At 43.6% G+C, this 10,076-nt stretch carries 11 protein-coding genes; 2 read left to right on the top strand and 9 right to left on the bottom strand.

Annotated features, from left to right (window positions below):
• A partial coding sequence (locus D6D85_RS04810) for a hypothetical protein (RefSeq protein WP_125670939.1) occupies positions 1-302 on the top strand: 302 nt, incomplete at its 5' end.
• 74 nt (positions 303-376) lie between these two features.
• The gene (locus tag D6D85_RS04805) at positions 377-1,030 is read left to right on the top strand and encodes a hypothetical protein (protein WP_125670938.1); all 654 of its coding nucleotides are present in this window, start codon (positions 377-379) and stop codon (positions 1,028-1,030) included.
• Between the two features lie 211 nt (positions 1,031-1,241).
• Here D6D85_RS04805 and D6D85_RS04800 read toward each other — a convergent pair whose 3' ends face one another.
• From D6D85_RS04800 to D6D85_RS16125, 9 genes are all read right to left on the bottom strand, one after another.
• Positions 1,242-1,550, bottom strand: a complete 309-nt coding sequence (locus D6D85_RS04800) for a hypothetical protein (protein ID WP_125670658.1) — start codon at positions 1,548-1,550, stop codon at positions 1,242-1,244.
• 59 nt (positions 1,551-1,609) lie between these two features.
• Positions 1,610-2,323 carry an MBL fold metallo-hydrolase gene (locus D6D85_RS04795; protein WP_125670937.1) on the bottom strand — a complete coding sequence of 238 codons (714 nt, stop codon included), beginning with the start codon at positions 2,321-2,323 and terminating at the stop codon, positions 1,610-1,612.
• Between the two features lie 35 nt (positions 2,324-2,358).
• Positions 2,359-2,769: a hypothetical protein gene (locus tag D6D85_RS04790; RefSeq protein WP_125670936.1), complete on the bottom strand. Its 411-nt coding sequence runs from the start codon at positions 2,767-2,769 to the stop codon at positions 2,359-2,361.
• Positions 2,770-2,777: 8 nt separating this feature from the next.
• On the bottom strand, positions 2,778-5,300 hold the full coding sequence (locus tag D6D85_RS04785; protein WP_125670935.1) for a Yip1 family protein: 2,523 nt from the start codon (positions 5,298-5,300) through the stop codon (positions 2,778-2,780).
• An 11-nt stretch (positions 5,301-5,311) separates the two neighbouring features.
• Positions 5,312-6,520, bottom strand: coding sequence for a hypothetical protein (locus D6D85_RS04780; protein ID WP_125670934.1), 1,209 nt, complete (start codon positions 6,518-6,520; stop codon positions 5,312-5,314).
• Positions 6,517-7,752: a hypothetical protein gene (locus tag D6D85_RS04775; protein WP_125670933.1), complete on the bottom strand. Its 1,236-nt coding sequence runs from the start codon at positions 7,750-7,752 to the stop codon at positions 6,517-6,519. Before D6D85_RS04775 ends, D6D85_RS04780 begins: the two co-directional genes overlap by 4 nt.
• Positions 7,753-7,764: 12 nt before the next feature.
• The gene (locus D6D85_RS04770) at positions 7,765-8,676 is read right to left on the bottom strand and encodes a hypothetical protein (RefSeq protein ID WP_125670932.1); all 912 of its coding nucleotides are present in this window, start codon (positions 8,674-8,676) and stop codon (positions 7,765-7,767) included.
• A gap of 2 nt (positions 8,677-8,678) precedes the next feature.
• Positions 8,679-9,839 (bottom strand): hypothetical protein, encoded by a 1,161-nt coding sequence (locus D6D85_RS04765; protein WP_125670931.1) that lies wholly within the window; start codon positions 9,837-9,839, stop codon positions 8,679-8,681.
• Positions 9,790-10,076, bottom strand: a 287-nt coding sequence (locus D6D85_RS16125; protein ID WP_161969691.1) for a hypothetical protein, incomplete at its 5' end; no start/stop codon positions are given. The genes D6D85_RS16125 and D6D85_RS04765, both read right to left, overlap by 50 nt.

The raw sequence follows: 10,076 nt of genomic DNA, 5'->3' as shown, positions 1-10,076 counted from the left end.
TGGAGGAGGCGCTCAGACAGGCATCCGAAAGAATAGCTAGAAAGCTTACAGAGGGGAAGAGGCTGACCGATACTGAAGTAATAATCCTCCTTTTGGATCAGATGAATAAAAGAATGGAGATCATGAACGAATCCCTGAACAAGAGGATAGATGATCTGAGCATTTCTCTTAACAAGAGGATAGATGATACTAACAAGAGGATTGATGACCTGAAGGAGGATGTGAAGCTGCTGAGACAGGAGATATCATCCATAAAATCTGATGTGATAAACCTGTTGAAGGAGAGGCTGACGGGCACTTAGTCCTTCATTTGCATCTTAATGGCTTAAATGGCCTTGTGTGAACTTTTTAAAATCATTTATGGGATATTGTCATGATGGAGGAAGCATTGAAGAAGGCCGAGGATGTTGTGCTCGAGGCTATAAGGAGGGGAAATTTCGAGGAAGCGGGAAGAATAGTGTTCAGGGATGTGTTCAAGCCTCTCCTAGATTTAATATTCCATATAGAGAAGGAGGTCGATAGAAATACTGAGAACATAGCAAGGCTAACAGAGAAGGTTGATAAAAACACTGAAAACATAGCAAAATTGACGGAGAAAGTTGATAAGAATACTGAAAACATAGATAAGCTGACTGAAAATGTGAAAAAACTTCTTGGGGAAACTGGAAGGCTGAGGGGAAGGGATGTGGAGTTCAGAACTGGATTGACGCTCCAGGGATGGTTCAGAAAGAATGCCCCGGATTATGAGGTTTTCATCTGGGATGGAACGGAAGCGGATATCCTGATAGAGGGAAGAGGCATTTTAGCATCCATAGATATAGCGATAAAGCCGAAGATAGAGGATGTAAGGCAGCTGAAGAATGGGATCGGCGTTATAGAGGAGAACTGGGGAAGAAAACCGGATCTCCTGATAATATACTCTAGATCCGGGATTATACCCAAGAGAGTTGCTGATTTCGCTGATAGGATGGGAATCAAGATAGTGAGGAAACCTGCTGAGATAAGGAAGATCCTAGATGAGAGCAAATAACCGTTTCCAGCTGGAAAGTCTGATGTTTCCCTGAATTGATCTCTAGGGTTATTATACCTCAGATTGTAATTTAAGGAAGGAGAATATTTATAATCTCCTATTCATATCGTTCTTCTAGTAATCTCTTCTATGGCTGTGATCATATCCGTTTTAGGGGAAGCATTCGAAAGGATGGAAAGCTGATTTGGGAAAAGCTTTGTGTTTCATCTTATTATTCTCTCAGCTCAACCGCAACCTCTCCCTCCAGCGATCCTGTCTCCTGCCAAACTCTAAGATTCCTTGCAATTGCTTTGTATGGCCTTCCATCCTTTAGCTCAACAACAACCTTTCCTGTGACCAGCTTGTTCGGCCCTATTTTGTCCTCTAGGGCGAAGCTTAACTTCATCAAAAGTCTGCTCAGATCCCTCTTGTGCTCCTGCAGGATTGTCCTGTTTCTAGCTCCTATAGCTCCCCAGAGGTACTTGATAAAACTGGCACCAGCCGGGTTGACAGGCCTCACGAGATCGATCTCGATGCTCATAGGATATTCTCGTAAGTAAGGTTATAAATTCTAGCTTTTCAGTTATATACATATTTTAATTAAAGATCTATTGAATCAAATTGATTTGGAACTATAAAGCGATTTTCTCCTCTTACTACTTCCTTTATTTTCTCCCTTTCCCCCCTGTTTATGTGCACCAGTGCTATCAGCTCCGGACCATCATCAAATTTCAGATCCTCAAGGCAGGAGTGTGTTTGAACGATGGGCTTTATCAAGTAGCACTCGCATATAGCTAGGTTGCTCTTTCTAAAAAGCTTGACTACATCGCTTGTAAGCTTTCCATCTCCGCTGTAGCATACGCTCTTTCCATCTACATCTATTCTCACGGCCAGATTTTTCAAGCTGTGCTCTGTTCTGGCAGTCCTTATGGAAACGCCATTGAGCTCAGCACCGTTATCAACTTCAATAAACTTTATATAATTCATTCTGTTTAGAAAGCCCTCATAGCCAAGGTTCATTAGGAGCTCAACCCTCTCCTTTATCCCTCTCTGCCCCATTATAAGGAGCTTCTTCCTCCTTCCATCCTCCCACATCCTCATGAGAAGAGGAGGGATGCCGAAGCAGTGATCCGCATGGAAGTGGCTTATGTAGATCGCGTCCAGAAAATCCGGGTCATCTCTGTATCTCCAGAGGTTATTGGGGATATTGTAACCGCAGTCCAGCAGTATATTCATTCTAGATTCTATCAGGATTGAGGTGTTTGCCTCCTTCTCATCGAGGGCCTCGCCAACTCCAATGAACACGACCCTCATAAGCAACTCTAAAAGGGAAAAAATAAAGTTTTTAATTAGTGCGATTTCTCCCTTTTCTTCTCCATTATCTTCTCCCTAACTCTCTCAGCTTCCTCCTCCACCCTAGATTTGAAGGCATTTATCAGCATGTCAATAGCTTCTTTCTGTGCCTTTAGCCTCTCATTTATCCTCTCAGCTTCCCTGCTGAACCTCTCGTAATCCTCGGGCTTTCTCTCAGGAAGCTCGCTTAAAAACACCCTTTTTGCCTCAAGACCCTGCATAGCAGCCCTTGTGAGGTCATCCTTGACCTCATTTCCCATCTTCTCCATCAGCTTCAGGGTGTTTATCAAGGAGTTTAGCTTGCCGACGAAATAGGCAAGCATCTTCACATCTTCATCGATTTTCTTCTTCCTCTCAATGGTATCCTCGTATATTCTCCTTATCTCAGATACTATGTCCTCGCTCATACAGACACCTAGTTCCCGATGACAATCCTCTCAAGCCTCTCAGCATCTATCTTTGTGAAGTCCATCCTTCTTCTGGGCATTTTTGCTTCAGTTCGAATTTTTCTTGCTCTTTCGGCCTCAACAGCTGGCTCAAGTTCAGCTTCTTTCTTCTCCTCAGCTTCTTCCTTTTCTTCAGCCTCCTTTTTCATCTCTTCTTCAGCTTCTTTCTTCTTTCCTATCTCCTCTATCCTTTTCCTCTCCTCCTCAAGCCTTCTCTTTATCTCCTCCTTTTCCTCCTCGCTCATCTTGTCAAGCTCCTTGTCTATCTCCTCCATCTTCTCCTCAACTTTTCTCTTAAGCTCCTTTTTCCTCTCCTCTATCTCTCTTTCTAGGGGCTCCTTTCCTCCCCATATGGGAAGAACATCAGGCATTATCCCTGAGAGGATGGAAACAATTTCCAGACGTCCTTTATCCCCAGTTTCAACATCAAATGCACTGACAGGCCCCTTATATAGGGCTTTAACAGAGTAGTATATATCACTGAGGCTTATGAGATCCCTGTCCCCTCTGGCTAGGATGAAGACGCTTCCAGCATCCTTTAACTCTGCCCTTGCTGTGGTGTTCGTGAGGGATTCCCTAACAACCATGGAGACAGCATTTCTATCATATTTAGGCATCTCAGTGGAGGAGAATCCGACAACAGATATCCCCTTTTTGTTAGAAGGACCTGTTATCCCGTTTATCACGTGCTGGGAGTCGACTCCAGATGCCGATATCACATCAGGGCTTCCAGGTTCCAGAAGAGGACATATCCTCTTGACAATCTCCTCCGTTAGGACTTTTTCCACAGTTCCAACGCCCATCACACCCGGAGCCAGATAAGCTGGATCCACCAATATCAGGCCATTGTAGCACTCCAGCTGTTTCATCACATAATCCCTGAAGCTTGGATCAAGAGGAGCCAAGCCCTCAGCTGGAGCGCATGAGAGCATCGGGGCTGCCTCCTTCACAGGTCTCTCAGGGAGGATCAGCATGAGAATCGAGGGAACCCCAACGATATCGGATATTGAGGATGAGAGCCAGAGGGATGTCAGGACAGCGGGATCCTCTGGATCAACTTTATCCCTCATCTCCATGTCCATTAGCACAAATACTGCATCAAGAGGCTTTCCTGTCCTCTCCCATATAACTCTTTTTATCTGCTTAATGGAGGATGCAATATCCCTAACAAATCTGGGTATCTCGGATGCCTGAGGTATTATGTACTTGAGGCTTATCCCGAACTCCTTTGCCTCCTTCTCCTGAACATCTACGCAGTCCAGCGGCTGATCTTGCTGCTGAAGGACGAGAGCAACAACCTCACCCTTATAGCTTCTATGTGGAACTATCGGAATGGGAATATCCTCCTGCTTGACCTCGATAACCGGCCTTATTTTCCTGAAGTAATAATATCCGAGAATTGAGGCGGTTGCTAGGGCAATAGACGGGATGAGAAGGCCATCTGGAACGGTGGGAACAGCTTTTAAGATTGCTAAACCATGTGCTGACAGGTAAAGCCCGGCTGCAAGCATTATGAGGAATGACATTGCCCCAAGAGTAGCTGATTTCCAGAACCTCCTCAGATTGTACCTCCAGAGCTTATAGGAGGCCCATGCTACGAAAATCGAAATTATAAAAGAGATTAGAGAGTATGCAAAAAGAGAAGCCCAAGCATTTAGCAAATTGTTCAATGGAATATCCATGTGAAAGAGCCAGATTATCAAAGCTCCTACAAGTCCGCCTATCAGGGATCCTATGAACATGACTGCTATGAGCTTCAATACTGAGTAGAACTCCTTCAGAATTGGGATCCTCTCCACCGGCCTTGTCAAGAGGAGGTATATGTAGGCTGCAACCTCACCTATCATCGATGAGAGGACTGAAAGAGCCCCTATGTATGGAACCTCTGGCGGAACTGCAATTCCTCCTAAAGGAAGGGCTTTGTAGCAGGCAAACCATCCGAAGGCAAGGCCAACTGCCCCCACCAAGGAGAGAAATCCTCCTTTCTTCGCAGTTCCATCTACCTTCACTCTATCTGCCACTATTTCGGGCAGTATTCCCATGATAACTATGAGCAGACAGTAGGGAAGCATATTGATGTCCATTGCAATGGGTATCAGGCCTGCAAGCTTGCCAAGGATCAGCATTTTCAGCTCCCTTGAAAACCTGGATGGTTTTGGAGGTTTTGCCTCAGGAACTGAAACTTCTATTCTTTTTCCCTTGTCCTTTATTTCCTCCGTCTTCCATAAATCGCCCTCGGGCATTTTCAGGTGAATGCTGTAGGTTCCAGGGTCAACCATGTAGTAATAGTGCCCGTCCTCCTTCTTTCTCGGGCTAATTCTGGTGCCCTCTTTTGTAACCTCTATCTCAGCTTCATATGGCTTCTCATCCTTCCTCGTACTGATGTCTATGGGAAAAAGGTTGCCAAGCGAAAGGGGATCCCTTGAGTTTCTAAGTATTTCGTTGATAACTCTTGCTGCTCTTGATCCTATCCCAAGTAGAATGCATCTCACTGAAAATCACCTTATCTAGCTCTTTTCACTATCAAGACTCCTACTAAGAGGACCAAGGATATCAATAGCGAATTGAAAAGCCAGCTAAGGAAAGTTGACTGGGATATTTTTCCCTCTAGCTCTCCCACTTTCTCTTCGGTGATTTCCTCTCTTAATGTATCGGAGACATATGGTATTATATACCCCCTCCTAGCTCCTATAATCTCTTCAGATCTCGGAAATATCAGTTTTTTGCAGTAAAACAATTTACAGTCAAGTTGTTGATCTTGTACCCAAAATCCCGGCACCATATCGGTGTAATTTCTCAGAATTGAGCTTCCTCCCCCAAGAAACCACCTGTAGTAAGTGTCCAGAATTCTCTCCAAATAACCGAACTGGGTCTCGTTTATGCAGCTGAACTTCGGCTCATTATTCTCGAGTTTTATTGGCATATACTTATAAAATGCTCTTAATAGCAAATATGGGTATCCTTTATATTCTTTTATATCAGAAACACTGATTGTAAAATATGCTTTCTTCTCCCTTCCTACATCCAACCCGCTCCATGTCTGAAGGAGTTCACCCTTCTCCATGATATCTATTGAAAACACTGCCCTTATTGTATAGATGTCTCCTCTAGGAGTGCTTTCAGGAGTGCAATTTCTCCATTCAAGTTTCCAGCCAAGCGCTCTCACTGTAGGTAATATGTACTTTGAGAAAACTCCATTAATCAGAGTATCTCTGTTCTTCGAGGTCATTGCAAGATCCCTCAGGCTTATTGGCTTCAGACCAAACTGTTCTGCGTCTTTCGTTATGTTTAAAGTCCTGTTTTGGTAAATCAAAGTTCCTCCTATATAGGCTGTTATATTCGCCTCTGTTGGGAATATCTTTATGCTCAAATTCGCTTTCTCCTCTTTCTTACTCTCAATTAGGTAGAGCTCAATATAGTCGACATCTTTCTCTGCTGTTATGTCCCATCTTCCTATCATCTCCACAGACAAAGCCTCCTCCTTACCGGAGAAATAGAGATCAGGAAGTCCCATAGTATCTTTTAATCCTTTATCCCCAACTGCATTTATATCTAGGACATTCTCGGTAGAAGTCAGTGTGAAAACTGTCTTCCCCTCATGAGTTGCTTTCATGACGTATTTGCTTGTAAGAGGAGGAGCAGATGAAACATATATCCAAGGTAGAACAATACCAATAACGAAGATGAAAAATAAAATTATATATTCCTTCATATTTCCTCACCTCTCTTTACTCTATAATAAAACTCCCTCAGGGGGTTCCCGAGGCTCCAGGATATGTACAGGCTCAGATCCTTCTTCACCATCCTGTTCATGTTATCAACGATTATTCTCTCTGCTCCCTCCACTAGGTAAGCGGATATATCCACTGACTTCTCTATCTCCTCACAGAGCTTCTTTATTTCCTCCTTGATTCCGTACCTCTTAATTATCTCTTCATTTATCCTCTCGTTAATTATTATCTTCTTATCTTTTATTTCATTAATCTTATTTTCTATATTTTCAATTTCATTTTCCACTTCTTCTATCACTTTTTCTAAAGCTTCTTTCTTTTGCTCCTCCATTCCTTTCACTTCTTCCCTGATTTCTCCAAATCTTTTCTTCCTTTCTTCTATTTTATCTCGGATTTCCCCGATTTTACTTTTAATTTTATCAATTTTACTATCTATTCTTTCCTGAAAAGATTTCCGAATCTCTCCCAGCTCGCTCTTAATGTTATGCTTCAGCTTCTTCTCACATTCGCTCTCAAAATCTTCTCCTTCATATTCCCCAGTTTCTTCTTCCTTCGCTTTCTTTAGCATATCGTCAAGGCTTTCCTCAATCTTATCTAACTCTTCCTTAACTTCATTGAGAACACTCCTTATTTTATCTAACTCTTTCTTGATTTTTTCTTCATTCTGGCTTATTAATCCTTCTGATTCCTTCTCTTGAACTTCCTTTGCTGAAACCTCTTTTTTCATTGGATGATCTTGACATTCTTTCTCTGCTTTTTTCTCCTCCAGTTTCTCCCTTATTTTATCCAACTTTTTCTCAATATCTTCGAGAGATCTTATCTTCCCTCTCAGATTCTCCTCCAAAATCCTCTTAAAGGCATCTATTACGCTTTCTTTCAGCTTAATTCTATCCGTTAGACTGTGTTTTATCTTCCCCTTAAGTTTAACAAGCTCCTCTGCAGGAATGAGTCTCTCAATTCTGTCCAGTATTCTCTCCCTTTCATCCTCTGGAATTGTCTCGATTCCCTTAATCTCATCCCTTAGCTTCTTTCTCATCTCCTCCCTCATCTCATCAACGCTAATCTCCCTCTTACCCCAATCATCCCCGAGAACCTCCATTAGAGCTCTTCTTATCCCATCAAGGAGTTCCTTCCTCTCTGTTGTGGTCAAAAAGGGAAATAATACATCTACTCCCTCCTCAAGGCTTCTTATCCTCGGATACTCCTCCTCCATTCCATCACCCCCTTACTCCTTAATATCCTCCCTTCTTCTTGCATGCTCCATCCTTCTGTGTGCCCTGAATGCTATTCTGCTCAGTGCTCTCTCATATTCATCTCTTCTTCCCTCCTGAAGGTCATATGCAGCTTGTTTCATTGCCTTCATAAGCTCCATGTCCGATATTATCCTGTCCTGCTCTCTAGCTACCCTTACATCTTCTTTTATTTTAATCGGGATATCGACGCCTGATATGAGGAACAAAAGCCCTATCTTCCTGCTCATCTCCTCCTTCTCATCCTTTTTCTCCACCCTCCATATAGGGATATCTATTACCTGCGACTTTACTGAGTGCATCATCTTCGCCTCTGTCTTAACTTGGGTGACTATCTGATCAAATGCAACTTCATCTATTAGCTCATCCTCAGATCTTATGACGAAGAAGGAGGTCATTCCAGTCCTTACATCTACAAACCTAACTGCAGTCATCTCCCTCAGCTTCTCCAATATGCGGGATGCGGGAGAACTCACCCTCTCTATTTTCCCATCCCTTACCTCCGCCAGCACAGATTCTGGGACCTCTTTGTAGGAGAAGTAGAAGCATCCAGGTGCTTTTTCAAATGCATCTATTATGTTCTTTGAGTCTAAGTTTCTATAGTTCACCTCTTCTCTCTTCTTCAGGACATCAATGTATTTTGACAGTCTCGCTGACAAAATTTTCTTCCAAGTGGAGTGAAGCCACCACCAAGTTGGAAGAGCCACTGCTAGTAAAGATAAGAGAAGCCCGGCAAGAAGTCCCCATATCTCCCTGAGGGTAAAGGAAAGCAATAATATAACGATAAGCGAAACGATGAGATAGAACCATTCAGGAAATTCTCGTATTTTCTCGGGAAGCTCCTTAATCCGTAGAATTTTAGCCTTGAGAGATGTAAGCACCCCCATGTTTATCTACCCCCAAATATCTTAATAAGCTCATTTTTCACATCGTTCTTTATGTCAGTAAGCTCCTCAGCTCCAGCCATCAGCACGAAGAACCTTGCAAGGTTCTCATCAGCTATATCGTATGCCTCTCTAAGCGGAAGATTGGGCTTTACATAATCCTCAAGAGGAATTAGACCCACTCCTGTGACCATCTCATTTGTGAATGCGAGGCTTGTCACGGAATTATATGCCCTCATTCTGCATTCCTCTTTTGCCGGAAGAAGGGCAAATGCAATAGTCCTGACATCCTCCCTCCTCAGATCCTTCACTGCCTTGCAAACGACAGGTGCTGCCCCGCTTCCAGTTCCGCCCCCGGATCCGAAGACAACAGCTACTATGAGAGCTGCCCTCTCCTCAAGGCTCCTTGTGCTCAGCCTATCCCCTATTATCTTCCTGAAGTAATCCTCCTCCAGGGCAGCCATTTTCATCCCTGTCACGTTGTCCCACCCTGCCCCTCCTCCATGTGTGATCTGCTCACCGAATATTATGTAGTCCTCGTCCTTAACTCTTATTTCATCGAATCTTGACAGCTCTACTGGATTCCCAAGGATATTGGTGCCCACTCTTACTTTCGTCTTCTGGTTTTCCATTATAGTGGCCTTGTCCTGCCTTGATGTGTTCATCAGAAGGACATCAATGTACTTTCTCCTCTTTACAATATCCTCAAGTGCCTCTACGAACCTATTTTTCCTTCCCTTCATGAAGAGGCTTCCTCTTTTTCTCCTCTCGTGCACTATCTCCAGAAATGCGATTAGATCGTCTTTTTCCTCTTTTTCCAGTCCTTTTTCCTCTTTTATAAGCTTTTTCATCTTTTTGTAGTCCTCGTCCAGCTTTTTCTCTGTCTCCACAACGTAGGGTCTTGGAAGTCCTGCTAAGCTCTTCTTATCCTCCTCCTTCTCAACTATAACTTCTGGTCTAAGAGCCTCAACCGCAATTCTCTCTGCATACCATACCTTCTTCTCTTTAACACCAACGTAGCACTTTGCATCCTCCTCAACTCCCTCAATGCATGCTCTGTAAATCTCATAGACCATTGCATTTGCGAATGCATGCTCCATCTCTGTAAGAACTCTATCAGCTACCGCTGTCCCCCCAAGCCCAAGACCAATCATCAAAACCTGCATTCTTCAACACCTCCCTATCCTTCTGGAAAAAATCCTCCTTCCTCATCTTCTTCACCTCTCCTCCAAGAGGCTTGAAGTGAACTGAATAGATGTACTGGGATATCTCGCTCAGCTCTGATATCAGCTGGTCTATTGTGAGCTTCTCTATTCTCACAAGCCTCAGGGCCACCTCACCTCCTGGAACCATCGGGGAATCCAGATCCGCTCCGCTTCTCGGTATTCTCTTCTCCACAACCT

This window comes from Candidatus Methanodesulfokora washburnensis (assembly GCF_003947435.1).
Lineage (GTDB): Archaea > Korarchaeota > Korarchaeia > Korarchaeales > Korarchaeaceae > Methanodesulfokora > Methanodesulfokora washburnensis.
The sequence above is the reverse complement of the archived record's forward strand: the minus strand, read 5'-3'. Positions and strand labels throughout refer to the sequence as shown.

What these genes read in the sequence shown, in the direction of transcription:
- D6D85_RS04805 (WP_125670938.1), top strand. Translation starts at nt 377, where the DNA reads ATGGAGGAAGCATTGAAGAAGGCCGAGGATGTTGTGCTCGAGGCTATA.
- D6D85_RS04795 (WP_125670937.1), bottom strand. Translation starts at nt 2,323, where the DNA reads ATGAGGGTCGTGTTCATTGGAGTTGGCGAGGCCCTCGATGAGAAGGAG.
- D6D85_RS04775 (WP_125670933.1), bottom strand. Translation starts at nt 7,752, where the DNA reads ATGGAGGAGGAGTATCCGAGGATAAGAAGCCTTGAGGAGGGAGTAGAT.
- D6D85_RS04765 (WP_125670931.1), bottom strand. Translation starts at nt 9,839, where the DNA reads ATGCAGGTTTTGATGATTGGTCTTGGGCTTGGGGGGACAGCGGTAGCT.
- D6D85_RS04800 (WP_125670658.1), bottom strand. Translation starts at nt 1,550, where the DNA reads ATGAGCATCGAGATCGATCTCGTGAGGCCTGTCAACCCGGCTGGTGCC.
- D6D85_RS04790 (WP_125670936.1), bottom strand. Translation starts at nt 2,769, where the DNA reads ATGAGCGAGGACATAGTATCTGAGATAAGGAGAATATACGAGGATACC.
- D6D85_RS04780 (WP_125670934.1), bottom strand. Translation starts at nt 6,520, where the DNA reads ATGAAGGAATATATAATTTTATTTTTCATCTTCGTTATTGGTATTGTT.
- D6D85_RS04770 (WP_125670932.1), bottom strand. Translation starts at nt 8,676, where the DNA reads ATGGGGGTGCTTACATCTCTCAAGGCTAAAATTCTACGGATTAAGGAG.